The 25752-nt window shown below is 46.0% G+C and carries 29 protein-coding genes and 1 riboswitch; all 29 genes read left to right on the top strand.

The features are described 5' to 3' along the window. The first annotated feature begins 146 nt into the window (after nucleotides 1-146). The 29 genes from MHH89_RS20315 (at nucleotide 147) to fabZ (ending at nucleotide 25711) form a co-directional block, all read left to right on the top strand. Nucleotides 147-1334, top strand: a complete 1188-nt coding sequence (locus tag MHH89_RS20315) for an FtsW/RodA/SpoVE family cell cycle protein (protein ID WP_076192355.1) — start codon at nucleotides 147-149, stop codon at nucleotides 1332-1334. 98 nt (nucleotides 1335-1432) lie between these two features. Beyond that, a complete protein-coding gene (gene spoIIR / locus MHH89_RS20310) occupies nucleotides 1433-2176 on the top strand; it encodes a stage II sporulation protein R (protein ID WP_076099806.1) in 744 nt (247 codons plus the stop codon). Nucleotides 2177-2281: 105 nt separating this feature from the next. Further along, on the top strand, nucleotides 2282-3643 hold the full coding sequence (locus MHH89_RS20305) for an L-threonylcarbamoyladenylate synthase (RefSeq protein WP_076192503.1): 1362 nt from the start codon (nucleotides 2282-2284) through the stop codon (nucleotides 3641-3643). A 104-nt stretch (nucleotides 3644-3747) separates the two neighbouring features. Beyond that, nucleotides 3748-4320, top strand: coding sequence for a manganese efflux pump MntP (locus MHH89_RS20300; RefSeq protein ID WP_076309993.1), 573 nt, complete (start codon nucleotides 3748-3750; stop codon nucleotides 4318-4320). Nucleotides 4321-4365: 45 nt separating this feature from the next. Continuing rightward, on the top strand, nucleotides 4366-4953 hold the full coding sequence (locus tag MHH89_RS20295; protein WP_076219284.1) for a low molecular weight protein arginine phosphatase: 588 nt from the start codon (nucleotides 4366-4368) through the stop codon (nucleotides 4951-4953). A gap of 48 nt (nucleotides 4954-5001) precedes the next feature. After that, nucleotides 5002-5084: riboswitch (ZMP/ZTP riboswitch) on the top strand. 74 nt (nucleotides 5085-5158) lie between these two features. Continuing rightward, a complete protein-coding gene (locus tag MHH89_RS20290) occupies nucleotides 5159-5743 on the top strand; it encodes a TIGR01440 family protein (protein WP_076099682.1) in 585 nt (194 codons plus the stop codon). A gap of 115 nt (nucleotides 5744-5858) precedes the next feature. Then, on the top strand, nucleotides 5859-7106 hold the full coding sequence (glyA, locus tag MHH89_RS20285) for a serine hydroxymethyltransferase (RefSeq protein WP_038573642.1): 1248 nt from the start codon (nucleotides 5859-5861) through the stop codon (nucleotides 7104-7106). Nucleotides 7107-7528: 422 nt separating this feature from the next. Further along, complete coding sequence (upp, locus tag MHH89_RS20280; protein WP_036681583.1) at nucleotides 7529-8158, top strand: uracil phosphoribosyltransferase; 630 nt, start codon at nucleotides 7529-7531, stop codon at nucleotides 8156-8158. 58 nt (nucleotides 8159-8216) lie between these two features. Continuing rightward, complete coding sequence (wecB, locus tag MHH89_RS20275; RefSeq protein WP_076123932.1) at nucleotides 8217-9377, top strand: non-hydrolyzing UDP-N-acetylglucosamine 2-epimerase; 1161 nt, start codon at nucleotides 8217-8219, stop codon at nucleotides 9375-9377. A gap of 178 nt (nucleotides 9378-9555) precedes the next feature. Continuing rightward, a complete protein-coding gene (locus MHH89_RS20270; protein ID WP_036681579.1) occupies nucleotides 9556-9789 on the top strand; it encodes an AtpZ/AtpI family protein in 234 nt (77 codons plus the stop codon). Next, the gene (locus tag MHH89_RS20265; protein ID WP_036681578.1) at nucleotides 9782-10159 is read left to right on the top strand and encodes an ATP synthase subunit I; all 378 of its coding nucleotides are present in this window, start codon (nucleotides 9782-9784) and stop codon (nucleotides 10157-10159) included. The genes MHH89_RS20270 and MHH89_RS20265 overlap by 8 nt, the downstream gene beginning before the upstream one ends. Nucleotides 10160-10188: 29 nt before the next feature. Then, the gene (gene atpB / locus MHH89_RS20260; protein WP_076309995.1) at nucleotides 10189-10956 is read left to right on the top strand and encodes a F0F1 ATP synthase subunit A; all 768 of its coding nucleotides are present in this window, start codon (nucleotides 10189-10191) and stop codon (nucleotides 10954-10956) included. 105 nt (nucleotides 10957-11061) lie between these two features. Beyond that, a complete protein-coding gene (gene atpE / locus MHH89_RS20255; RefSeq protein WP_036681574.1) occupies nucleotides 11062-11274 on the top strand; it encodes a F0F1 ATP synthase subunit C in 213 nt (70 codons plus the stop codon). Nucleotides 11275-11371: 97 nt separating this feature from the next. Continuing rightward, nucleotides 11372-11860: a F0F1 ATP synthase subunit B gene (atpF, locus tag MHH89_RS20250; RefSeq protein ID WP_076123930.1), complete on the top strand. Its 489-nt coding sequence runs from the start codon at nucleotides 11372-11374 to the stop codon at nucleotides 11858-11860. Then, on the top strand, nucleotides 11857-12408 hold the full coding sequence (locus MHH89_RS20245) for a F0F1 ATP synthase subunit delta (protein ID WP_076123928.1): 552 nt from the start codon (nucleotides 11857-11859) through the stop codon (nucleotides 12406-12408). Before atpF ends, MHH89_RS20245 begins: the two co-directional genes overlap by 4 nt. An 11-nt stretch (nucleotides 12409-12419) precedes the next feature. Further along, nucleotides 12420-13931 (top strand): F0F1 ATP synthase subunit alpha, encoded by a 1512-nt coding sequence (atpA, locus tag MHH89_RS20240; protein WP_036681566.1) that lies wholly within the window; start codon nucleotides 12420-12422, stop codon nucleotides 13929-13931. Nucleotides 13932-14081: 150 nt separating this feature from the next. Continuing rightward, nucleotides 14082-14951 carry an ATP synthase F1 subunit gamma gene (gene atpG, locus MHH89_RS20235; RefSeq protein ID WP_036681564.1) on the top strand — a complete coding sequence of 290 codons (870 nt, stop codon included), beginning with the start codon at nucleotides 14082-14084 and terminating at the stop codon, nucleotides 14949-14951. Between the two features lie 239 nt (nucleotides 14952-15190). Continuing rightward, nucleotides 15191-16591 carry a F0F1 ATP synthase subunit beta gene (atpD, locus tag MHH89_RS20230; RefSeq protein ID WP_036681562.1) on the top strand — a complete coding sequence of 467 codons (1401 nt, stop codon included), beginning with the start codon at nucleotides 15191-15193 and terminating at the stop codon, nucleotides 16589-16591. A 102-nt stretch (nucleotides 16592-16693) separates the two neighbouring features. Next, nucleotides 16694-17110, top strand: coding sequence for a F0F1 ATP synthase subunit epsilon (locus MHH89_RS20225; protein ID WP_036681559.1), 417 nt, complete (start codon nucleotides 16694-16696; stop codon nucleotides 17108-17110). Nucleotides 17111-17305: 195 nt separating this feature from the next. Continuing rightward, entirely contained in the window at nucleotides 17306-17563 is a 258-nt protein-coding gene (locus MHH89_RS20220; protein WP_036681556.1) for a DUF1146 family protein, read from the top strand. A 199-nt stretch (nucleotides 17564-17762) separates the two neighbouring features. Beyond that, a complete protein-coding gene (gene murA, locus MHH89_RS20215) occupies nucleotides 17763-19139 on the top strand; it encodes a UDP-N-acetylglucosamine 1-carboxyvinyltransferase (protein ID WP_076123926.1) in 1377 nt (458 codons plus the stop codon). Between the two features lie 216 nt (nucleotides 19140-19355). Next, nucleotides 19356-20498: a stage II sporulation protein D gene (spoIID, locus tag MHH89_RS20210; protein WP_341087984.1), complete on the top strand. Its 1143-nt coding sequence runs from the start codon at nucleotides 19356-19358 to the stop codon at nucleotides 20496-20498. Nucleotides 20499-20559: 61 nt separating this feature from the next. Beyond that, on the top strand, nucleotides 20560-21303 hold the full coding sequence (locus MHH89_RS20205; RefSeq protein ID WP_312151113.1) for a M23 family metallopeptidase: 744 nt from the start codon (nucleotides 20560-20562) through the stop codon (nucleotides 21301-21303). 272 nt (nucleotides 21304-21575) lie between these two features. After that, on the top strand, nucleotides 21576-21863 hold the full coding sequence (gene spoIIID / locus MHH89_RS20200) for a sporulation transcriptional regulator SpoIIID (RefSeq protein WP_036681548.1): 288 nt from the start codon (nucleotides 21576-21578) through the stop codon (nucleotides 21861-21863). Nucleotides 21864-21992: 129 nt separating this feature from the next. Next, nucleotides 21993-22991, top strand: coding sequence for a rod shape-determining protein (locus tag MHH89_RS20195; RefSeq protein WP_036681546.1), 999 nt, complete (start codon nucleotides 21993-21995; stop codon nucleotides 22989-22991). A gap of 47 nt (nucleotides 22992-23038) precedes the next feature. Further along, on the top strand, nucleotides 23039-23917 hold the full coding sequence (locus MHH89_RS20190) for a flagellar hook-basal body protein (RefSeq protein WP_038573634.1): 879 nt from the start codon (nucleotides 23039-23041) through the stop codon (nucleotides 23915-23917). A 51-nt stretch (nucleotides 23918-23968) separates the two neighbouring features. Then, the gene (locus MHH89_RS20185) at nucleotides 23969-24790 is read left to right on the top strand and encodes a flagellar hook-basal body protein (RefSeq protein WP_076099680.1); all 822 of its coding nucleotides are present in this window, start codon (nucleotides 23969-23971) and stop codon (nucleotides 24788-24790) included. Nucleotides 24791-24800: 10 nt separating this feature from the next. After that, nucleotides 24801-25025, top strand: a complete 225-nt coding sequence (locus tag MHH89_RS20180; protein WP_036681538.1) for a DNA-directed RNA polymerase subunit beta — start codon at nucleotides 24801-24803, stop codon at nucleotides 25023-25025. A gap of 263 nt (nucleotides 25026-25288) precedes the next feature. Then, the gene (fabZ, locus tag MHH89_RS20175) at nucleotides 25289-25711 is read left to right on the top strand and encodes a 3-hydroxyacyl-ACP dehydratase FabZ (RefSeq protein ID WP_036681536.1); all 423 of its coding nucleotides are present in this window, start codon (nucleotides 25289-25291) and stop codon (nucleotides 25709-25711) included. The last annotated feature ends 41 nt before the right edge of the window (nucleotides 25712-25752 follow it).

The following is a 25752-nucleotide window of genomic DNA, read 5'->3' as shown; positions in this document are numbered from 1 at the left end:
ACGTCAGAGTGTAATTTTAATAGAAAGATATTTTATAGATTGGCTACATAAATTTGGAATTATATTCACGAATGTTCTACAATAGAAAGGAACGACTTTCCCTGAGAGAGGAGAGTTGAAACCTTAACAGAGTAAGGGGCTTGCAGATGCTTCAAAAGTTCAAAAGGATTGATAAGGTAATTGTTACTGTTCTGATTTTGCTGATGGTGATTAGTATTTTTTCAATATACAGTGTAACCAATGGAAGAATAACGCCTCCGATGAAATTGGATGGATTTCATTTACAAATGCTTAAATACTATATTTTAGGTTTTGTAGTTTTTATTGTGCTCGCTTTTGTGGACTTTAAGATATTTGTTAAACATGCACTTTATATTTATCTCTTGGGCTTAGTCTTGTTAGTGTCGGTTAGTTTTATTGGTAAAGTAGAGAACGGTGCTCAATTGGGACTTGAGATCGGTGGACTTAGGTTTCAGCCTGCCGAGCTGTTTAAATTGGTATTAATTCTTTTTTTATCATCGATCTTAATTCGAAAACAAGGGTCTACCTTAACCTTCTGGAAAGGGATTGTTCCTCTCACCATTCTTACGTTCATTCCATTTGGTATAGTCATTATGCAAAATGATTTGGGAAATGCCCTTAGCTACATCGTAATATTGATTGGGCTTCTATGGATCGGGAATATCAAATTGTCGCATGCACTCATCGGTTTGCTTATAGTGGGTGGGATCGGCCTTGCTGGGATTTTGAGCTACATAAACTATCATGATGAGGCAGTCAAATTTTTTGAAGGCATTGGTAAGGATCATTTAGTGGAGCGGTTTGACCCTTGGCTGGTACCTGATTTAGCGACAGATAAGGCAAGCTATCACACGAAAAATGCCAAAATAGCTATAGCCTCCGGGGGAATGAGTGGAGAGGGATATATGCAGGGCAGCTCTGTGCAGAATAATCGTGTCCCATATACCTATTCGGATGCGATATTCGTGCAGATTGCCGAGGAGTTTGGATTTGTGGGGTCTGCGCTGCTGCTCTTGCTCTTTTTTATTTTGCTGCATCGGATGATATTGATTGCTCTCGAGAGTAAGGAGCGTAGCGGACCATTTCTAATCATTGGAATTACGGCTATGCTGTTGTATCAAATTCTTGAGAATGTTGGAGCTTTTATCGGTCTGATGCCGTTGACAGGAATAACACTTCCGTTTATCAGTTATGGAGGCACGTCTCTTCTGATTAATATGGCCAGCATGGGGGTCGTGATGAGCGTGCATCTTTATGGGCAGGATGTAGAGGAAGATTTGCAGCTGCATAAGGAGCTGGCATTGAAGTTATAAATTTAATAGATTCATAGGTTTGCAGTCTCTTATCTCCGGGCATACTACTAGCATGAGAGTTAAGAGGAGAGGGGCTGCAACAAATGAACGATAATCATATGGATAAAAGAGATTCCTTACGTGTAACTTTTAAGTATACTGCCATTTTAATTTGTTTTTTTATGGTCCTCATGATGGCTTGGGAAGGTCAAAAAACCGATGCTGCAGTAGCTGAAGTATCTATTCCCCAAGAATCTATCCGGTTACGTATTCTAGCTAATTCTGACGGAGCGCAAGATCAGCTGGTGAAACGGCAAATTCGCGATAAAATTGTGGAGCAAATGAACCAGTGGGTATCCGCTCTTGAGGATCCACAGAGCTTGGAGCAGGCACGTGCTCTGATTAGAAATCATCTGCCGGAGCTTAACGCGTTGGTTGGATCAGAGCTGGAGAAACGGGGCATTGAATATTCCTATAAAGTGGAGCTGGGCGTAGTCCCTTTTCCAACCAAATTATACGGTGGCACCGTCTATCCTGCTGGGGAGTATGAAGCTGTTCGGGTCACACTTGGTGCGGGCAAGGGGCAAAATTGGTGGTGTGTACTGTTTCCTCCGCTTTGCTTTATCGATGCAGGCTCTGGAGATGCGGCAGCACCTGCTGCTGACAAAGGTACAAAAACAGTGTCCGCTGCTGGTGCGGATAACAGTGCTAAGGTGAAATCAGCAGCTGCAAAAACAGTGCAGGCTGATTCCTCGGCAGGAAGTGCTTCATCAGGAGAAACTGCTGCTGAGCCAGAGGTACGGTTCTTCGTCTGGGAGCTGCTGCAAAACCTTTGGAACTGGATCAGTGGATTATGGTCGTAAGACCCCAGATGTGTTACTATTTTATAAGCAGATCTATCACGGCTCCCTACAAGGGCCGTTTTTTTGCTAAGCTAAATTATATCTTCTAGAAAGCCTGTGATGAGAATGAATGAACACAATAATCCTTTATTCGCCGTTCAGCGGCGGAGTGGAAATAGAGATGAGACTGTATACTGGAAGTTGAATTCCGCTGAGGGAACGAACTCTGAGGTATTTCAGCCGAATGAAGCTGACAAGCTGGCGATAGCGGAGGCAGCAACAATGCTTCGTGAAGGCGGAACCGTGGCTTTTACAACCGAAACCGTCTACGGGCTAGGGGCGGATGCCCGAAATACGGCGGCAGTTGAGGCTGTTTTTGCGGCAAAAGGACGGCCCTCTGACAATCCGTTAATTGTGCATATTGCGGATACGGCAGCTTTGGACGAGCTTGTTGCAGAGGTGCATCCTAAGGCGGCCGCGTTGATGGCAGCTTATTGGCCTGGTCCGCTGACAGTTGTGCTTCCTGTTCGTGAAGGTGTACTGTCGCCCTGTGTGACGGCGGGTTTGGATACGGTTGGTGTGCGGATGCCGGATCATCCGGTAGCTCTAGCACTGATAAGTGCCGCAGGTTGTCCAGTTGCGGCGCCCAGTGCTAATCGTTCGGGTCGCCCGAGCCCGACATTAGCTTCGCATGTGATGGAAGATTTGGCTGGATACATTGATGGCGTCCTTGATGGTGGTGCTGCTGGAGTTGGACTAGAGTCAACAGTCGTGCAGGTACAGCCTGACGGAAAAGTTGCTGTGCTGCGCCCCGGCGGGATTACTTCGGAACAATTGGCTGCAGTGGTGGGAGCAGAAGCTGTAAGCTCAGAGCCCGGTAATGCTGAGACAACTGCTGCCGCTACCGCAACCGCTACTGTCTTGGCTGATTCGGGGACGACAAACTCTGTTATTGATTTCAGTACTGCTGAGCCAATCACAGCTAAAGCAACTACCGCGCAATCTTCAGCGGATTGCCTGAATGTTAACAATCGTGAGCCTTTCGAAAGGGCTTCCGCATCTATTGAGCAGCATGGTGCGGATGCTGCTGGCGATATTTCGGCGCCGCGCGCGCCGGGCATGAAGTACACGCACTACGCACCGCGCGGCTGGCTTGGTGTAGTGCGCGGCTCTTCCCCGCAGCGCGTGGCGGATGAAGCCGCTAGTCAACTTCAGGCGGCGCAGCTAAACGGCGAGGTCACGGGCTTGCTCCTCTTCGAGGAGCATAAGGCCCTTTATCCCGCCGACCCTGCCGCCTGTGTTCTTTCCCTCGGCTCGTTATCCTCGCCGGAGGAAGGGGCTCGCTCCCTATATGCCGCCTTGCGGCGCTTCGATGAAGCGGGAGCGACTTACATCTTAGCCGAGGCTTGCCCGTATACCGGCCTCGGCGCTGCAATCATGAACCGGCTTATGAAAGCCGCCGGCGGATCTGTCATCGACGCCGGATAACCACGGCATTGCTTTTTCGTATATGACTCCCATATGAAGTCATGAATACCCCCTTGTCCGCATATCGTTGTTGTACAAGATATTTCGGACTTGGGGGGTTAAGCATGGGCTTAGGAGATGTATATACCGAATGGGGGCAGATTGTTACCATTACTATAATGGCGGTTGCATTAGGGATGGATGCCTTTTCGCTCGGTGTAGGGATCGGGATGAAAGGTATTCGTCTGCTGCATGTTCTGCAAATGAGTCTGCTCATTGCTGTTTTTCATATGCTGATGCCTCTCCTGGGTTTATTGACAGGAAGTTATGTCGGACACCTGTTAGGTCAAGTAACGACTTATGCTGCTGGAGGTCTTCTAGTTCTTTTGGGCGGGCATATGGTGTACAACTCCTTTCGTCCGGATACAGGAAGCTCACGAGCTATGGATCATCGAACCTTGTGGGGAATGATACTTCTTTCGCTCAGTGTCAGTATTGACTCTTTCTCCGTGGGTGTATCACTGGGGATGTTTGTGAATGGAGTACTTTTGACCATCTTAGCCTTCGGTGCTTGCGGGGGAATAATGTCGATTCTAGGGTTGCTAATTGGACGGCATGTCAGTCGTGGTCTCGGGGATTATGGAGAAGCGCTAGGCGGTGCAATACTTCTGGGGTTTGGCTTGCTATTCATCTTTTGATACAATAACGGCATTAGAATATTTAATTTCATGGGGGTGCAAAACATGCTGCATATTTTATTCGTCTGCACCGGGAATACATGCCGAAGTCCTATGGCTGAGGGGCTTTTACGAAAGCTCGCGAAGGAACGTGGAATCGACCTGGAAGTGCGGTCTGCAGGTGTATCCGCCATTTCCGGTACTTCTATATCAAGACATGCTGCGGCTATACTGCAGGAAGAAGGAATTCATGATTCAATGGAGTCGTCACAATTGACAGGTCAAGCTGTCGCTTGGGCCGACCTTGTGCTGACCTTGACGGGTGGGCATAAGCAGCATTTATTGCAGTATTTTCCGGATGCTGTAACGAAAACCTATACATTGAAGGAATACGTGCATGATGAAGAGTCGGTGACGGAAGATATCAAGGAATTGGACAGCCTCTACGCAGATGCGGAGTTGAGCTTAGCTCTTGGTGGTGAACCGAATGCAACGGATCTGCAGCGGATGATTGAGATTCGCCAGCGTATTCCGAGCTTCGATATTTCTGATCCATTTGGTGGCACGCGTGAGGACTATGAGCTAACTGCTGCTGAGATTCGCACTGCGCTATTCAGTTTGCTGGATAAGCTGGAAACCTTCCGCCATTTGTAAATGGTTGATTTTCAGTTCACTTTGCTTTAAGATGAAGTTACAAATAATCGGTTCCGATGTAACTGGCGACAAATGTGGATCAAACCACGATGGAGCATCGGAATAAACGGCCGGTCGCCTGGGCAAAAGAGCAAATCCGCAGCTACCTGCGGACTGCTCTTTTTTGTTTAAAATAAGCTTGTTTGAAGTTTGAGGAGGTAGAGTGATGGACGAAGTTGTGGAGCTATCATTAACTGAAGCCACCGTCACTGTGTTAAGGGAGTTGGCGGAGGCTGGTAACCTTGGGTCAGGCAAAATTGTTGTCGTCGGAGTGAGCACAAGTGAGGTTGCTGGTGTCCGGATTGGAACTGGTGGTGCACTTGAAGTTGCAGAACAACTGCTTGAAGGTGTTCGTTTAGTAGCAGCGGAAAAAGGATTTCATCCGGTGTATCAGTGCTGCGAGCATTTAAATCGTGCACTTGTCATGGAACGCTCTCTGCTAGAGTCACTTGGTCTGAAGGAAGTATCAGCTGTACCTATACGAGGTGCTGGAGGTTCGATGGCTACGGCTGCTTATCACGCTATGAAAGATCCTGTTTTGGCGGAAACGATAGAAGCTCATGCTGGTTTAGATATTGGCGAGACACTGATAGGAATGCATTTACGGCGGGTAGCCGTTCCTTTCCGTCCGACTCTACGATACATTGGAGCAGCCAGAGTGAATGCGGCATGGACCAGACCCCCACTAATTGGTGGTGAACGTGCGGTATATCGTGCTCCAGAACAAAGTGGTTCACAGTTTTGTGATTAACGAACTTTAGTTTTTATATTTTTTGCAGAAACGTAGACCTAAGTCTCTTTATGGCGGGCAAATCGTTTCTACTTAAATACAACATATCTACACACACTAGGGAGGAAATAAGAACATGGAACAATTGCGTAAGAGTGACCCGGCAGTACTGGAAGCGATGGAACTGGAACTGAAACGTCAGCGTGCCAACATTGAGCTTATTGCCTCAGAGAATATCGTTAGCGAAGCCGTAATGGAAGCTATGGGCTCCGTGCTTACGAACAAATATGCAGAAGGTTATCCAGGCAAACGTTATTATGGTGGCTGTGAAGATGTAGATATCGTTGAGAACCTTGCTCGTGATCGCGCAAAAGAATTGTTTGGCGCGGATCATGTCAACGTACAACCACATTCCGGGGCTCAAGCAAATATGGCAGTTTATCTGGCTGCGCTTAAGCCTGGCGACACTGTTCTTGGAATGAATTTGGCGCACGGTGGTCATTTGACACATGGTAGCCCAGTTAATGCTTCAGGATTGCTTTATAACTTCGTTGCTTATGGAGTACAAGAAGATACTTTCCTAATTGATTATGATGAAGTACGTAAAGCAGCCTTCAAACACCGTCCGAAAATGATTGTAGCTGGTGCTAGTGCCTATCCGCGTATTATTGATTTCGAAAAACTTGGCGCTATCGCCAATGATGTGGGTGCGCTATTTATGGTAGATATGGCCCATATCGCAGGATTGGTTGCTGCTGGTCTTCATCCGAGCCCGGTTCCTCATGCTCATTTCGTTACAACTACTACGCATAAGACTTTGCGCGGTCCCCGCGGAGGTATGATTATGTGCAGACAGCCATGGGCAGCTGCTATTGATAAAGCGGTATTCCCTGGTTCCCAAGGTGGACCTCTGATGCATGTAATTGCTTCAAAAGCAGTCGCATTTGGTGAAGCATTGCAGCCATCCTTTAAGACTTATGCTCAAAATGTAGTGAAGAACGCTAATGTTCTTGCAGAAACGTTGATCAGCGAAGGGGTTAACATTGTATCCGGAGGTACAGATAACCACTTGATGCTGCTGGATACCCGTAATCTGAACATTACCGGAAAAGATGCGGAAAAAGTACTAGATTCCATCGGGATTACTGTGAATAAAAACGCAATTCCATTTGATCCTACAAGTCCTTTCGTAACAAGTGGTATTCGTATTGGTACACCTGCAGTCACATCCCGTGGTATGGACGAGCAGGCGATGGTCACTATTGGACGTATCATTGCTAATGTTCTAAAGAATCCGAAGGATGAGGCAAACTTGGCAGAATCTGCCCGTCAAGTGGCTGAGTTGACTGACCAATACCCTCTTTATCCAGAATTGAAATACTAAATCTTTGCTTCTAATAAGAAATGATTCTGCCTCCATCCATACCCTCTTCCGGGTTTGATGGAGGCTTTTTTGTTGCATATTGTTCACAAATATTACAGTAGGTATTAGATGAAATTGAATGAAATTAATCATGAAAGTTCATGGAACTTTCAATAAAATTAGTGAAAATAATGTGAATAGTATGAAAAAGCCAAAGTTGCACAACATAATCTAGGTTTTATAAGTGATTGGTTTCCTAATTAAGCCAATCATTACCTTTAAAAACAAGGAAATACAAAGGAATATGTTCAATGTGAGTTCAAGTACCATTCTGAGGTGAAATGCAGCGGCGGGAGTGCTATAATAGACAGGATTTAGCCACTGAGAAGCAAAGCGCTTTCTATGGCTATAGACAAGACTTACAATTACCGGAGGGACAGTAAATGGGAAAATTGGTGATTTGCGATCATCCTTTAATTCAACACAAACTAACATTTATTCGCGACGTTAGAACAAACACGAAGGATTTCAGAGAACATGTTGACGAAGTTGCCACATTGATGGCTTATGAGATTACACGTGATATTCCACTAGAGACCATTACGGTACAAACACCGGTCACTGAGACGGAAAGCAAAGTGATTTCGGGAAGAATGCTGGGGCTTATTCCTATTCTTCGTGCGGGTTTAGGTATGCTTGAAGGTGTACTGAAGCTTCTACCTGCGGCTAAAGTAGGACATGTAGGGCTTTTCCGTGATCCAGACACTCTTCAACCAGTGGAGTATTATATCAAGCTTCCAACGGATGTACAGGAACGTGAGTTGATAGTAATTGACCCGATGCTTGCTACAGGCGGATCCGCAATTGCTGCGATTACCTCACTGAAGAATCGTGGTTGTACACAGATCAAAATGATGAACTTGATTGCAGCGCCAGAAGGTGTTGCTGCAGTTCAGGAAGCTCATCCGGATGTTGATATTTATGTTGCAGCGCTTGATGATCATTTGAATGAACATGGTTACATCGTGCCAGGTCTTGGTGATGCTGGTGACCGTCTTTATGGAACCAAGTAATAAGTAATTAAGTATTAAGTATAGTAATGCGAGAATATTTGATGAGAGGGTAGGGGTTATGTCCAAAATCAAAGTAATGACTATTTTCGGAGTGCGCCCCGAGGCGATCAAGATGGCTCCTCTGGTTCTTGAACTGAAGAAGCATCCTGAGCATATCGAATCAATAGTATGTGTAACAGCACAGCATAGAGAACTGCTCGATCAAGTGTTGGAAGTGTTTAATATCACCCCTGATTACGATTTGGACGTGATGAAGGACCGTCAGACCTTGAATGAGATTACTATTCGTGTGCTTGAAGGTTTGGAACCTGTACTGAAAGAAGTTAAACCTGACCTCGTGCTGGTGCATGGAGACACCTTAACAACGTTTTTAGCTAGTTACGCTTCCTTCCTGCAGCAAATTCAGGTTGGGCACGTAGAAGCAGGACTTAGGACATGGAACAAATTGTCTCCGTATCCTGAAGAAATGAACCGTCAACTCACAGGTGTGTTAGCTGATCTGCATTTCGCTCCAACCGATTTGTCAGCTAACAATCTGAGACACGAGAACAAAAAAGAATCAAGTATTTATATCACAGGCAACACCGTAACTGATGTGTTTCAATATACCGTACAGCCGGATTACCGGCATCCTGTTTTGGATTTTGCTTCAGGAAAAAGACTTATTTTGATGACCGCTCACCGCAGAGAATCTCAAGGTGAACCGCATCGTAATATCTTCCGAGCTATTAAAAGAATCGCTGATGAATTCGAAGATGTCGCCATTGTTTACCCTGTGCATCCGAGTCCTGCCGTTAAGGAACCTGCGCATGAGATACTGGGAGGACATCCAAGAATTAAGCTGATTGATCCGCTGGATGTCGTGGACCTGCATAATTTTTATCCGCATACCCACTTGATATTGACCGATTCCGGCGGTCTGCAAGAGGAAGCTCCTTCTTATGGAGTGCCTGTTCTTGTGCTTCGTGATACAACGGAGCGTCCCGAAGGGATAGAGGCTGGAACGCTGGAACTTGTGGGCACGGACGAGGAGAAGGTGTATCAACGGACACATGCTCTTTTGACTGATAACGAGCTCTATCAGTCGATGAGTCGGGCCGCCAACCCGTATGGAGATGGCAAGGCTTCCCAACGGATTGTCAATGCGATTTTGCACCATTTTGGTGTTAATAAGGAACGTCCTGAAGAGTTTCACAGAATGTTCACAAAAAATAAATAATTTCAATTAAACTAATATCTGATCTGATTAAAATCAACATACAGTGAAACTGTACGGTTTATATGGTTTTGGAACGTTTTGCTGTGATTATTTTCATGTTTTCAAGGGTTTTTAGGCAATGTTCAATGAATTGACAAAGACTCAGGAAATTCAGTAAAATTAGTTGGGATTGTAGCCCATGAAAGAACAAAATAGCAAGGACAGCTTGTTACAGACCGCGCTTGTCATTGGAAGTGCAGGCACTTTGCTTGCCGCTTACATTCTTATTGGTTTTTTTGCGGCAAGATGGCTGAAAGACCTGATGGAGGGGCCGAAATATTGGCTCGCCATTGGCACTATAACTGGAATGATTCTGGGAATTGTGAATGTCGCCTTGTTAATTAAAAAATTTTTGGGGGAGCAGAATGGATAATATGACTCCCATGATCAATACCGTCACTAGAGTTACGCTCGTCCTTATGGCAGGACTCTTAATGGGCTGGGTGCTTCATCATGAGACCCGGGCAATTACACTGGGCATGACTCTGGGTCTGGTGGCGGGATTGGTAAACTTTCGTTATCTGGCCGTCAAGGTTCGACGGGTTACGCAGTCGATTGCGAGCAACGAAGGGAATGCCTTCAGCCTCGGTTTTGTTACACGGATTAGCTTCGCAATTTTGGTCACCATGTTCTCGGTCAAGATTGAGCATTTCTCCCTGGTAGCAACTGTTTCGGGCGTATTCATTCCTCAGCTTCTCGCCATTCCTGCGGGGATATATCTGAGTGTGAAGAATAAGCTTTAACCAGATTAAAGAGAAAGGGGGATGATACTATGCATGACATGCCGAAAATATTTGTCGGGGGAATACCGATAGATTTATCCGCCGTGTTGATGCTTCTGATCAGTTGTACAGTGGTGTTTGTTCTGGTTATGCTTTCGGTTCGTAAGCTTTCCGTTGAAAATCCATCCAAGCTTCAGAACTTCATGGAATGGGTTGTGGAATTTGTAGAGGGTGTCATAAGCAGTGCCATGGATCTGAAGAGAGGAAAACCTTACATATCTTTAGGGTTGACATTGATTCTGTTTATCTTTGTTTCCAATCTACTTGGATTGCCTTTCTCCGTTGTAACTGAGGCGCATGGACCTGTAACAGTGTTTGGCCACGTGATTGAAGCAACTAAGAACTTGGCGAATGGTGAGCATGCAGAAATTTTATGGTACAAGTCGCCAACTGCTGACATTAACGTCACTGCAGGATTGGCAATCATAGTATTTGTACTGATGAACTTTCTGGGCATTAAGCTCAACGGCAAACATTATTTCAAACACTACATCGAGCCGTTTCCAATCTTTTTGCCACTGAACATTATCGAAAACCTGGCAAAACCTGTAGCGTTGGCTATTCGTCTATTCGCTAACATTTTCGCCGGAGAAGTACTGATTACAGTCATTTTGAAGCTGGGGATTCTCAGTATTCCGTTCCTGGCTGTATGGCAGGGCTTCAGTATTTTCGTCGGGGCACTACAAGCGTTTATCTTTACGATTCTGACGATGGTTTATATCGCACAGATGACGATTCATGAAGAAGAAGCACATTAATGAACTGCTGCGAAGAGAACGGCTATCGTCTGATTTTCCTTCGTGGGAGATATCTTATATCATTAAACACAAATATGAACCGAAATTAAAGGAGGATATTTACAAATGGAATTTTTAGCAGCAGCAATAGCGGTTGGATTGGGTGCACTTGGCGCAGGTCTTGGTAACGGTATGATCGTTAGTAGAACAGTTGAGTCCATCGCTCGTCAACCAGAAGCGAAAAATGCTTTGCAAACAACAATGTTTATTGGTGTAGGTATCGTCGAAGTTATTCCGTTGGCAGCAACAGTTATCGCATTCCTGATTATGTTTACTTAATAAACCGTAGTTACGGTTTGGCGGGGACGGCCGATGCCATCCGCGCCTTACTTTTGTATACGTCCGCATGACGCGGTAACGGAAGGGAGTGACCTCAGTGGATATTGTTTGGACAAACATAGTATTTTCAATTGTCGCCTTTGGGATTTTATATTTCTTGCTTAGCAAGTATGCGTTCAGCAAACTTTTTGCAGTTATGGAGAAACGCCGTGAGCTGGTAATGCAGCAAATGGACGAAGCTGCGAAGACTAGAGAACAAGCGGTCGCGTATGTGGAAGAGCAGAAGCAAGCGCTGAACAGTGCACGCCAGGAAGCTCAACAGATTATTCAACAATCGCAAATCACAAGCAATCTACAGGTAGAACAAACTTTGGCACAAGCCAAAGCAGATGCAGCACGTGTCAAAGAAGAGGCCGTGCGCGATATCGAGAACGAAAAGAACAAAGCAGTGGAAGAGTTGCGCAGCGAAATTGGAACGGCATCTGTTCGTATTGCTTCTAAACTTCTTAAGAAAGAAGTTAGTGCTAACGGCGAGCAGGAGCAACTTGTGAACCAATACCTCAAAGAGGTAGGAGGCCAATCATGAGCCGCGATACGGTAGTTGCCAAGCGCTACGCTAGAGCATTGTACAGTGCAGCGGTAGAGAAAGGGATTACCCTTGAAGTAGAAGAAGAGCTCAAGGCAGTGGTTGGATTATTACATTCCGACCAAGAGATAAAGCGGTTTATTCTTGCACCGCGCATCTCGGAGTCCGACAAGCTGAAAGTGCTGCGCACAGCGCTTCAAGATAAGCTCTCTCCCATCGTGATGAACATTGTAGAATTGTTAGTAGAGCGAGGCAGAACCGATATTTTTGCCGATCTGCTGGATACGTATATCAAGATTGAAGGAGACGCTCTTGGCATTGGTGATGCTAAGGTATACTCTGTTTATTCTTTAAGTGAAGAAGAAAAAGCAGCTGTAGCTGCAGAATTCGGCCAACTCGTAAACCGTAAAATCCGGATTACGAATGTGGTGGACCCAAGCCTGTTGGGAGGACTGAAAGTTTATATCGGCGATACGCTGTATGACGGCAGTCTGTCTAACAAATTGGAGCGTCTCGAGAAATCCTTTAATGATAAGCATAGAAGATAGGGGTGAGGATATTGGGCATCAGACCTGAAGAGATCAGCACTTTGATCAAAAGTCAAATTGAGGAATATAAAGCCGATATCGAAGTTGCCGAAGTCGGCACCGTCATTCAAGTCGGCGACGGTATCGCCCGTGTCTACGGTCTGGAAAACGCAATGGCAGGCGAATTGCTAGAGTTCTCCAACGGAGTAGTGGGCATGGCGCTCAATCTGGAAGAAAGCAACGTCGGTGTTGTTATTCTGGGTGAGTACAAGGAAATTCGTGAAGGCGATCAAGTAAAACGTACAGGACAAATTATGCAAGTTCCTGTTGGTGAAGCTCTGCTCGGTCGTGTAGTTAACGCACTTGGTATGCCGCTTGACGGCAAAGGCCCAATTGCTACAACTGAATTCCGTCCTGTAGAAAATAATGCACCAGGTGTTATCGATCGTAAATCGGTACATGAACCGATGCAAACAGGTCTTAAAGCCATTGATGCGATGGTACCAATCGGTCGTGGACAACGCGAACTTATCATTGGTGACCGTCAAACAGGTAAGACTGCAATCGCAATTGATGCGATTATCAACCAAAAAGGCAACGGCATGAAATGTATTTATGTTGCCATTGGTCAAAAGCAATCCACAGTAGCACAGGTTGTAGAAACTCTTCGCCGTCATGGCGCTTTGGAATATACAATCGTTGTAACTGCATCGGCTTCCGAGCCGTCCCCATTGTTGTACATTGCTCCATACGCAGGTTGCGCAATGGGCGAATACTTCATGTACAAGGGCGAGCACGTACTGATCATTTACGATGACCTTTCGAAACAAGCTTCGGCTTATCGCGAATTGTCCTTGCTGCTTCGTCGTCCACCGGGTCGTGAAGCATTCCCGGGTGACGTATTCTACTTGCACTCCCGTCTTTTGGAGCGTGCAGCTAAGCTTAGTGATGAGCTCGGTGGTGGTTCATTAACCGCACTTCCATTTATCGAAACACAGGCATCTGACGTATCAGCTTACATTCCTACGAACGTAATCTCGATTACAGATGGTCAAATCTTCCTTGAATCCGATCTGTTCTACTCAGGTCAACGTCCGGCGATCAACGTCGGTATCTCCGTTTCCCGTGTAGGGGGCTCCGCTCAAATCAAAGCGATGAAGAAGGTAGCCGGCTCGCTCCGTCTGGATCTTGCCCAATATCGCGAACTTCAAGCCTTCTCACAGTTCGGCTCAGATCTTGATAAATCTACACTTGCCCGTCTGAATCGCGGGGCACGTATGATGGAAGTTCTGAAACAAGGTGTGAATCAGCCGTTGTCTGTTGAGCATCAAGTGCTTAGCTTGTACACAGCTGTAAAAGGATATTTGGATGATATTCCAGTTAAAGACGTAAAACGTTTTGAAAAGGAATTCCTTGCTTACATGGATAGCAGTGCTGCTGATGTAGCTCAATCCATCAGGGATACAAAAGATTTGACAGCTGATAACGAAGCCGCTCTTAAAGCAGCGATTGATACCTTTAAAAGAGGTTTCGCTACTAGCTAATATAGATAGACTTTAACGGATTTTACTAAGTGAGCTTTGGCTCTGCCGAAGCTCAGGCTGTGCTTATGAAGTAGCTTTGACTTCGTCAAAGTTAAGAGAATGCTTACGAAGTTAGCTTTGACTCCGTCAAAGCTCTAAGGTGGTGAAATCATGGCAAGAAGCATGCGTGATATTAAACGTCAAATTAAGAGTGTTCAAAACACAAGACAGATCACAAAAGCGATGGAAATGGTAGCCGCATCCAAGCTGAGAAAAGCTCAGGAGAAGGCAATTGCCGCCCGTCCTTATGCTGAGAAGCTAAAAGAGGTTGTATCGAGCATTGCTGCTGGCACAGAAGGTGTTCAACACCCTATGCTGGTTAGCCGCCCTGTGAAGAAGACTGGTTATCTAATCGTTACCTCTGATAGAGGGCTTGCAGGTGGTTACAACGCTAATATTTTGCGTAAGGTGACGATGCTCATCGCGGAGAAGCATAAGTCCAAAGATGAGTACGCATTGTTTGTTATTGGTCGTAAGGGCCGTGACTTTCTACGTCGCCGTGAATATCCGATTGTACAGGAAGTTACTGAGCTATCGGATGCGCCGAAGTTTGCTGACATCAAGTCGATCGCGAATTCGGCAGTACAGCAGTTTGTAGATGGTACGTATGATGAGTTGTATGTTTGTTACAATCAATTCGTCAATGCTATCACCCAGATCCCAACCGTTGAGCGACTGTTGCCAATGGATGGAGTAGGGAATCAAGAGCATCATGAAGCTTCTGCAAACTACGAATATGAACCTTCACCGGAAGGCGTGCTAGAAGTATTGCTTCCAAAGTACGCTGAAACTTTGATTTATAGCGCTATTCTGGATGGCAAGGCCAGTGAGCTGGGTGCGAAAATGACAGCTATGGGCAGTGCAACGAAGAACGCGTCGAAAATGATCGGAGAACTTACCCTTACGTACAACCGTGCCCGTCAGGCGGCAATTACGCAGGAAATTACCGAGATCGTGGCCGGAGCGAACGCGCAGTCTTAAAATACAAGAAAAGTTAAACTAAGTGCTTAACTTGTCTTGTGTTTTACGAGAAACAGTGTCGCTTGCTTAGGGTGCATAGCTCCTTAAGAACGGCACTGTAGGTTCTTCTTAAAATATAAGATAGTATAGGTTTTACACTATACAAAATGCTTATATTTCTACGAGAAACGGTTGTCATCTTTATATGACGACAACGTCGTTTCTTCTTGATGTAACAGCTTTCGAGGAGGGAAAAGAAGATGAACAAAGGACGCGTTGTAAGCATTATGGGTCCGGTTGTCGATATTGAATTTGAACGCGGCCAGTTGCCCGAGATTTTCAACGCTATCAAAATTGAAACCGTCTTGGACAATGGTCGTCAGCTTAACCTAACACTTGAGGTTTCCAATCACTTGGGAGACAATCTGGTACGTTGTATCGCGATGTCTTCTACTGATGGTCTGGTTCGTGGACTGGATGCAATCGATCAAGGAGGTCCAATTTCGGTTCCTGTAGGGGAAGCGACATTAGGCCGTGTATTTAACGTACTTGGTAATCCAATTGATAACGCTGGTGAAGTTCTTGCTGAGAAAAAGAACCCGATTCACCGTCTCGCACCAACATTTGACGAATTGTCAACACAAGCGGAAATCTTGGAAACAGGTATTAAAGTTATCGACTTGCTCGCACCTTATGCTAAGGGTGGTAAAGTCGGCCTCTTCGGCGGTGCCGGCGTAGGTAAAACAGTAACAATCCAAGAATTGATTAATAACATTGCCCAAGAGCACGGTGGTATTTCCGTATTTGCAGGTGTCGGTGAACGTACTCGTGAAGGTAATGACCTTTATCACGAAATGACGGATTCCGGCGTTATTAAGAAGACAGCAATGGTCTTCGGACAAATGAACGAGCCTCCAGGTGCACGTCTTCGTGTAGCTTTGACCGGTTTGACCATGGCGGAATATTTCCGTGATGTGGAAGGCCGCGATACGCTGCTCTTTATCGATAATATATTCCGCTTTACCCAAGCGGGTTCCGAAGTGTCCGCTCTTCTCGGCCGTATGCCATCTGCGGTTGGTTATCAGCCGACTCTGGCTACTGAAATGGGCCAGCTGCAAGAGCGTATCACATCGACTAAAAAAGGTTCAGTTACATCGATTCAAGCAATCTACGTACCGGCGGATGACTACACTGACCCTGCTCCGGCTACAGCGTTTGCTCACTTGGATGCAACAACTAACCTTGAGCGTAAAATTTCCGAGAAGGGGATTTTCCCAGCGGTTGACCCACTGGCTTCCAGCTCGCGTTTGCTCGCTCCAGAAATTGTTGGTGAAGAACATTACAACGTGGCACAAGGTGTTAAACAATTGCTGCAACGTTATACCGAGCTTCAAGACATCATTGCCATCTTGGGTATGGATGAATTGAGTGAGGATGATAAGGTTATCGTAGCTCGTGCTCGTAAAGTTGAACGCTTCCTGTCGCAGCCATTCCACGTGGCTGAACAGTTCACTGGCTTTAAGGGTAAATATGTACCAATCAAAGAAACTGTACGCAGCTTTAAGGAAATCCTGGATGGTAAGCATGATGATCTTCCAGAAGCAGCTTTCCTATTTGTAGGTACGATTGAAGAAGCAGTAGAAAAAGCGAAATCGATGTAACCTGAGCTTAGCTAATGCTTTCGATGCAAGCTTTACTTCGTAAAGCTTAGTGCATGCTTTCGAAGCGAGCTTTACAATGTAAAGCTTTAAGGAGGAATGGAAGTGAATACCTTTTTGTTGGAAATTGTCACGCCGGAGCATCTCGTTTACTCCAAGCAAGTGAATAGCTTGATTGTAAGAGGGGTCGAAGGCGAGTTGGGTATTTTGCCGGGACACATTCCGCTTGTGACTCCACTTCAGGTTGCTCCGTTATCCGTCAAATCGGACGGTGTTACGATCTCCATCGCTGTTCATGGCGGGTTCGTAGAAGTGCATAAGGACAAAGTAACCGTGCTGGCTGAAAGTGCCGAGCTGCCAACAGATATCGATGTTGAGCGCGCCGAAGCGGCTAGAGAACGGGCTCAACGCCGTCTCCAGACTCGGAGCAAACAAGATGATATCGATCACCGCCGTGCGGAATTGGCGCTGCAACGCGCTGTTACACGGATTAAAGTGTCCACTGGAAAAGGACAACAGTAGGATAAAAGCAGTCAAGCCTTAGGGTTTGACTGCTTTTTATTATAGTAATCTATTGAAAAAAGGTTAAAATTTCTTCATTATTTTGGATAATGGCGTTGAATTGTTTAAAAATTTGTAAAAGTACTGGATTCTTTTGCCCTTCACAAGTATGATATAAGAGTCGATTTCCGAGTAATACGAACACGGAGGGTTAGCATGGAGGATATATTGTCGGGTGGGTTGTCTAGCGCAGTTGGAACCAGCAGTATGGTCTCAATGATTGTATCTTTGCTCAGTGTTGTATTATCTTGGTGGGCATTGCAGAACCTTAAGCTCGATTTGGTCATAAGATATCCCAAGAGTCCTCAGGGAAGGCTGCTGCACTTGCTGTTGGCCATTGTACTTGGTCGTTTTGTAGCGGGGTTCTTCCTGGATTACCTGAGCTGGAGTGGGATGATCCGATATATGTTTTAAGGGGATGTAGTTTGGTTATAAGTGTCTTAGGTCGCAGTGGTCAAAAGGTGTCGAATAATAAGGTTTTATTATGTCAACACTGAACTTTAAGGAACATGCCCGAGTAAATGGGCGTATTGATGGAGTAGAGAACTTTTTTGCAATTACTTTAATCTAAAAAAATAATTTAAGAAATAATGGACGCGGAGGGAAACCGAAAATGAGCAAATTTATCGTCCGCGGTGGCAACAGATTGACCGGGAGCGTGAAAGTTAGCGGCGCAAAAAATTCCGTATTACCGATCATAGCCGCCTCTCTATTGGCAGAAGAAGGAGTAAGCGTCATTGTAGACGCACCTCCGCTTGATGATGTGATGACGATATCAAAAATGCTGGAATCTCTGGGTGCAGGGGTTACATATCAGAACGATATTATCCAGGTGGATGCTACAAATATCACATCCTGTGAAGCACCTTATGAATGGGTTCGAAAAATGCGGGCGTCTTTTTTAGTCATGGGCCCACTGTTATCTAGACTTGGTCAGACAAGAATTTCCCTGCCAGGCGGCTGTGCCATTGGTACACGACCGATTGATCAGCATTTGAAAGGGTTTGAAGCACTGGGTGCGGAGATTAGTCTCGGCCAGGGCTACATTGAAGCGAAAAGCAACGGACGCCTGCGCGGTGCCAAAGTGTATTTGGATGTAGCAAGCGTAGGTGCGACCGAAAATATAATGATGGCAGCTACATTAGCCGAAGGCGTGACCGTTATCGAGAATGCGGCTAAGGAGCCTGAGATTGTCGACCTGGCCAATTACTTGAATGGTATGGGCGCAATCGTACGCGGTGCGGGAACAGGCGTTATCCGTATTGAAGGGGTAGAACGTCTGCATGGGGTCAAACATCATGTAATCCCTGACCGTATCGAAGCAGGTACGTACATGGCGGCTGCAGCAATTACCGGTGGCGATGTATATGTGGAAGGCGCAATTGCTGATCACTTAGGTCCTGTTATTGCTAAGATGGAAGAAATGGGTGTAACCATTATTCCCGACGAGAACGGTATTCGTGTAATCAGTGACAAGCCTCTCAAAGCTGTTGATTTGAAGACTTTGCCGTATCCAGGTTTTCCTACGGATATGCAGTCGCAAATGATGGCATTATTGCTGCGTTCTGAAGGTACTAGTGTCGTTACAGAAACTGTATTTGAGAACCGGTTTATGCATGTGGATGAATTCCACAACATGAACGCTGAGATTAAAATCGAAGGTCGCTCGGCGATCGTTACAGGTAATGCACAATTGGTCGGAGCTAAGGTTTGTGCTACGGATCTGCGTGCGGGAGCTGCGCTTATTTTGGCAGGTCTGGTTGCTGAGGGCACTACTGAAGTAAGCGGAACTCATCATATTGACCGCGGGTATGTTCATTTGGCTGAGAAACTGTCCGGATTGGGTGCGGAAATTTGGCGCATCTCCATGGAAGATACTTCAGCGCAAACCGTGAAGGATGAAGTTCTTAAACCGGAAGTATCCAAGAGTGAATCGACTAAAAACGAAGAGGTTAAACCACGCTTTCAGGTTCAACCAACTTGGGTATAATATCAATCATTAGGAGAGACCAGGCTGCAGTTTGCAGCTTGGTCTTTTTTTATGGAATCCTCATTTGATGGGGATTTTTTTGTATGCAATTTAATAGCCTGTGGTCTAGTAATAGATTGAGGACAGGAACTCTCTTTCTCTCAAATTGTGTTCTAGCAGTTGCTGCAAATTCATATCTATAAGAATCACCAGTGATTCACGGAAGGAGCCATAGAGATGAAAGATTTCCGCTACTTGCGAAGAAACAAGACAACGCGCTGGCACTCGCGTCCCCTTGCTCCCCGGCGCAGGCGACTCATCCCCGTTGCCTGGCTCGCAGCGCCTTTCCTGGCGGCGCTGCTGATTCCGCTGGCGGTTGTCCCGCTACACCGGGGACAACCGGCGCCTGTGGCCGTGCCGACGGTCACGGCCCCTCCGGCGGCGCCGGAGACGGCTGCGCAGGAAGCGCCGCAGCCGAACGTCTCTGTCTATTTGTCGCACAGCGGACAAATAGAGACATTGCCGCTGGAGGACTACGTCCGCGGCGTGCTTGCGGCCGAGATGCCGGCCGACTTTGAGCTTGAAGCGCTCAAAGCGCAGGCCGTAGCTGCCCGCACCTTTATCATGCGCCGCCTGGTGGCTGGCGACAGAAGCGGCGTACCCGTTCCGGAGGCGGATGTAACCGATACGGTAAGCCATCAGGCTTACATATCTAAGGACACGCTGGAACGGCAATGGAAGCTCGGCGGAAGAAGCGCCGACCTTGCAAAGCTGCAGCGCGCGGTCCTTGAGACGCGCGGAGTGATCATGACTTATAAAGGGCAGCCGATAACGGCCTCCTTTTTCGCCTCCAGTGGAGGATATACTGAGAACTCAGAAGAGTATTGGAATGCAGCGATTCCCTATCTGCGCAGCGTGACGAGTCCTTGGGAGAAAGAGATTACCCCAAACTATGCAGTGACTAACACCTTTACTGTTGCTGAAATACTTACTAGATTGGGTCTAAACGATAAAGTCATTCCAGCCTCCAAAGAAACTACCAATTCAGGAACTACAACGAAGATTTCATCATCTTCGAGATTACCTATGGAAGTGTTGTCTCTTACCACTGGACATCGGATTAAAGAAATCTCAATTGGAGGCTCTATATTTACTGGACGTGAAGTGAGAGAGAAGCTGGGCCTACGATCCAGCCAATTCAGTTGGATTCGTAAGGGGAATAAGATCTTAATCACGACCTTCGGAAATGGGCATGGAGTAGGGATGAGCCAGTGGGGGGCAAATGGGATGGCTAAAGAGGGTGGAACTGCTACCCAAATTCTCAAACACTATTATAGTGGTATCTCATTTACACAAATCTCAACTCTTCTGAAAAAATAACTTGAAAGATACGTATAAAAGAGAAAACCCCGGTAACACTGGTTACTGAGGTGATAACCATATGAATGAACAAGACAAAAACAAAACAAACCAAGATGAATCTCTCAAAAAAACTCAGGGAGATTTACCTGGTGCAAAACCTTCTTCATGGAACAGACTGGTATCTAAACGTTGGGTATTCCCAGCAGTCTACACGGCGGCAGCGGCAATTATACTAACCTTGGTGTGGGTCTATCAGGATGCCGGCCAGAAGCCGCTCAACCAGGACACCGCCGCCACTTCGCAGCAAGTAGGAACTTCCGCTAACGAAGCTGGTACAACAACCGGAGGTCCAGATGCACTTGAAGTTGTTGCTTCAACGGAAAGTATGGCTTGGCCAGTAGCTAATCCAGGTGAAGTAGAAGTAGTTAAGCCGTATTATGATGAGAATGGTACAGAGGACAATCACGTTGCCGCTATGGTGCAATATAACGACAAATTTATTCCTAATGTCGGAATCGATATTGCCCGTGAAGACAACAATACGTTCGATGTTAAAGCAGCGCTCAGCGGTGAAGTGACCAGAGTGGAAGATGTTGCGGTATTAGGTAAAGTGATTGAAATTACCCATCAAGGTAATTTGAAGACTGTATACCAAAGTCTTGGTGAAACAAAAGTTAAACAAGGCGATGTAGTGAAGCAAGGAGATACTCTTGCCACAGCTGGTCGCAGTGAGATCGAAAAGGACCTTGGAAATCATGTACACTTTGAAGTGTACGAAGATGGCAAAGTAGTCAATCCATCGGATTTACTGCCACAGCGATAAAAATTTCTATAGCAGGGGGCGAAAGCCCCCTATTTTTTTGTGTATATAAGGATTTTTAAGGTTGTGTTTGTGATGAGCCTTTTGTTTACGCGGGAAACGGTTGTTGACCTAAAGGGAGAACGACGGCTTTTCATCATGCTAATAACACGGGTTATTAGGTTGTCCATTAAATAAAATGAGCCCTCCATAGCTTGTCATGTCTTGAAAGCGCGAATATATAAGCCCGCCCCTCATATAATGTACCAAACTATCCACAGTTGGGAGGCGGGAGCGTGCACGATTACATCAAGGAACGTACGATCAAAATCGGACGCTGCATCGTGGAAACCAGGCATACGGTCCGGACCATAGCCAAGGAATTTGGCGTTTCAAAGAGCACGGTGCATAAAGATTTAACTGAGCGTCTGCCAGAGATCAACCCTGATCTGGCCGATCAGGTGAAGCACATTCTCGAATATCACAAGTCCATCCGACATCTTCGGGGGGGAGAAGCCACAAAAATCAAATATAAAAAATCGACGGGGAAAAAACGTGAGGTTGCTGTAGCATCAAAGCCATGAGATTTTCGGAAATTTAAGGAAATATTCAGCTTTAATACATTGTGTACTTCCCCTAAAGTATGGTATTTTTAAATTTAGTACTAACTGCTGTTTTTTCAATTAAAATAACACTTTGGGGGCTCTTTCATTATGTTTAGCAAGGATATCGGAATCGACCTCGGCACGGCCAATGTGCTCATACATGTTAAGGGAAGGGGAGTCGTTCTGGATGAACCTTCCGTGGTCACACTTGAAAGTGATACGAAGAGAGTCCTTGCGGTGGGAGAACAGGCACGTCGCATGGTTGGACGTACACCTGGAAATATTATAACAATCCGTCCTCTCCGGGATGGTGTCATTGCAGATTTTGAAATCACAGAAATGATGCTCAAGTATTTTATCGACCGCGTTGGCGGCCGGTCCTGGTACGCACGGCCCCGTATTCTGATTTGCGCCCCTACAAATATTACATCTGTGGAACAGAAGTCCATACGGGAAGCGGCAGAGCGGAGCGGGGCTAAGGAAGTTTTTATGGAGGAAGAGCCAAAAGCCGCTGCAATCGGAGCGGGAATGGATATTTATCAGCCTAGTGGGAACATGGTCGTCGATATCGGTGGCGGAACGACGGATGTAGCCGTACTTTCTATGGGCGACGTCGTTACCGCTTCTTCGATTAAAGTCGCAGGAGACAAGTTCGATGAGGCCATTTTAAGATATATTAAACAAAAGTATAAGCTGTTAATCGGTGAACGTACGGCAGAGGATATTAAGGTTACAATTGGCACCGTGCGTCCAGGCCTGATGCAGGCTGAAATGGATATTCGTGGTCGTGATATGGTAAGTGGACTCCCTCAGACGCTCACTATTACTTCAGGCGAGGTAAAAGAAGCACTATGGGATCCGGTTTCTTCTATTGTGGCAGCTGCTAAGTCCGTTCTGGAACGTACACCGCCTGAGCTATCAGCAGATATTATTGACCGGGGTGTTGTTCTAACTGGTGGTGGCGCTTTACTTAATGGATTGGACGAGCTCCTCTCAGAAGAATTACATGTTCCGGTGTGGATAGCGGAAGACCCGATGCATTGTGTAGTTAAGGGAACCGGAATAATGCTAGATAATTTGGACAAGGTCGTTAAGAAAAAGTTCTAAGCAGCCGATATAAAAGGTAGCAAAAGATTCGGAAGGGGACTACCTTCATGATAAGAGGATTATATACAGCCGCTGCAGGTATGGTTACACAGCAGCGTAGACATGATACGGCAACACAGAACATCGCTAACTTGAATACAACGGGGTACAAGCAGGTTGACAGTGTCAATCATGCTTTTCCGGATGTACTGATCTCTGCTATGAGTAATGGCAATACAAAGCCAGTGGGGCGCCTTAACACTGGGGTTTTTGCAGAACAATCGATATCCCAATATTTACAGGGTGATTTAAGGGAGAGCGGCAAGACCATGGATTTTGCTTTATCTACGGATTTGCAAGTAGCTGATCCTGTGACAGGTCAAAATATCTCCTTTGATGGTTCAGGCAAATATGTAAGCCCTGAGGGTGAGGTTGTTTATCGTCCACAGGCCTTCTTTACTGTACAGGATGCTGAAGGGAATAATCTGTATACGCGAAATGGGAGCTTCTCAATAAACGCGGCTACAGGAGAGGTACTGAGCAGTGGTGGCTTCAAGGTTCTTGATTCCACAGGCAAGCCCCTTGTCTTGACAGGAAATCAGGACACCCTTAAAGTGGACGGGCAGGGTAATTTGCTTAATCCAGTAACAGGACTTCCGACAGGGACCAAGCTTGGTGTGAGTGTAGTAACAAAGCCACAGGAGCTTGTACGTGACGGTAATGGTGTATTTCACGCTGATGATGTAGAGGCGGCAGATATTCGTTTCTCTAACGGAACAGATAACATGCAAGTACGCCAAGGTTACCTGGAAAGCTCCAATGTAGATCCTACTCAGGTTACTGTGGATTTGAATGCCGCCTATCGGGCTTATGAAGCGAACCAGAAGATTGTTCAATATTATGATGGCAGCTTGCAGAAGGCTGTAAGTGAAGTTGGCAGGGTATAGGCAGTGCTTAGGAATGAGCTTTACAGGTAGAGCTTATAGGAGGTTTGATCTATGAACAACTCAACGATTAGTGCAGCAGTCTCCATGTCGAGCCTTCAGCAGCGGCTTGATATTATAGCGGATAATCTAGCCAACATGGATACCAATGGTTATAAGAGCAAGCAGGGCTCTTTTGAGGACGTGCTGACTCGTGTACAACAGCAATCAGATGATTATGACCAACCGGGCCGTTCTACACCTCTAGGTTTTAATATGGGTTTTGGGACTTATGTGCCTTCGATCTCAACGAATTGGGAAGAGGGACCCCTTAAAGAAACAGGGAGTCCGACCGACTTAGCCATTCAGGGCAACGGGCTTTTTGGTGTTCAGGTCAATGGTACTACGGCGTACACTCGTCAGGGTGATTTTCACTTTATTCCTGACACGACTGATGCCAAAAAGATGGTATTGGTTGATAACACAGGAAACTCCGTTTTAAATACAGAGGGCAAACCTCTAACGGTTCCTGTAGGTGTGAATGCTGCTATCGATGAATCTGGTCGTGTGTTAACAAAAAAGACAGAGAATGGACCTGTTCAGGTAGCGGGTACTATAATGATAGTAGAACCTAAGACACAGAATGCCTTAAAGGCTGTCGACGGGAATTTCTATATGCTTGCAGATGGGGTTACAGCACAGCAGGCTTTTGTACAAAGAGCGGCAGGCGAGGCATCTGGAATTGGAGTGCGCTCAGGATGGCTGGAGCAGTCGAATGTCGATATGACCTCAGAAATGACAGAAATGATGCAGATTCAACGCACGTATCAACTCGTAGCTCGGGCACTTTCGTCCAGTGATCAGATGTTTGGTCTAGCCAATAACATGCGCGCGTAGAGGTGAAGGAATGGATCGACAGGAAAAAGTTAAATCGGAAGAGAAGAAAGAACCCTCTCCACGAGGGATCTCCAAATGGACCATGATACAATGGGTTCTTATTCCCTTGCTTCTCGTAGCTGCACTTGGAGGCGGCCTGGCCGTCGGTTACGTTGTCCTGGGTAAGAAAGAGTTAAGCGATGCTCTGCAGTGGAGCACGTGGAGACATGTATATGATTTGGTTTTTGCTCCATAAATGAAGATGATTTAACCACTCCCTTGTTATATAAGGGAGTTTTCTTTTTTATGCTGAAAAATGTATAATGGTGGGGGGCCTCGGGCAGCAAAAAGGGCCCTCTCCGCCATGCTGCCGCATCCGGTGGAGAAAGCCCCTTATCTCAACCTCCACTTCTGCAGTTGGTGAAGGATAAATATAGTTTTTACCGAACCTGCCTAATTTTATGCATTTCGGCAAAGAATAAAAGAAAATGTGCAACATCCGAAAGGAGTTTTGTCATAATGCTGGATATCAACCAAATTCAAGAAATCATCCCCCATCGGCCTCCATTTCTGCTGGTGGACAAAATTATCGAGATTGAAATGGGCAAAAAAGCTGTAGGAATCAAAAATGTAACGATCAATGAACCGTTCTTTGTAGGTCACTTTCCGGGCTATCCGGTAATGCCGGGTGTACTGATTACAGAAGCCCTTGCACAAGTGGGTGCGGTTGCTATCCTGGGTGTAGAAGCTAATCGCGGCCGAATCGGTTTTTTAGCTGGGCTGGACGGATTCCGTTTCCGTGGTCAAGTGGTACCGGGCGATACACTTACTCTTGAAGTAGAGATCACCCGCCTTAAGGGCAGTATCGGAAAAGGACAAGCTACTGCTTCCGTTGAAGGTAAGGTTGTAGCCTCTGGAGAAATTATGTTTGCTCTGAGCTAAATATTTTATTTTTCTATAAATATATCTAAAGGAGAGATTCA

Origin of the sequence: Paenibacillus sp. FSL H7-0323 (assembly GCF_038002725.1) — a bacterium.
Lineage (GTDB): Bacteria > Bacillota > Bacilli > Paenibacillales > Paenibacillaceae > Paenibacillus_AQ > Paenibacillus_AQ odorifer.
Note: the sequence above shows the minus strand (reverse complement) of the source record. Positions and strands in the feature narration are given on the sequence as shown.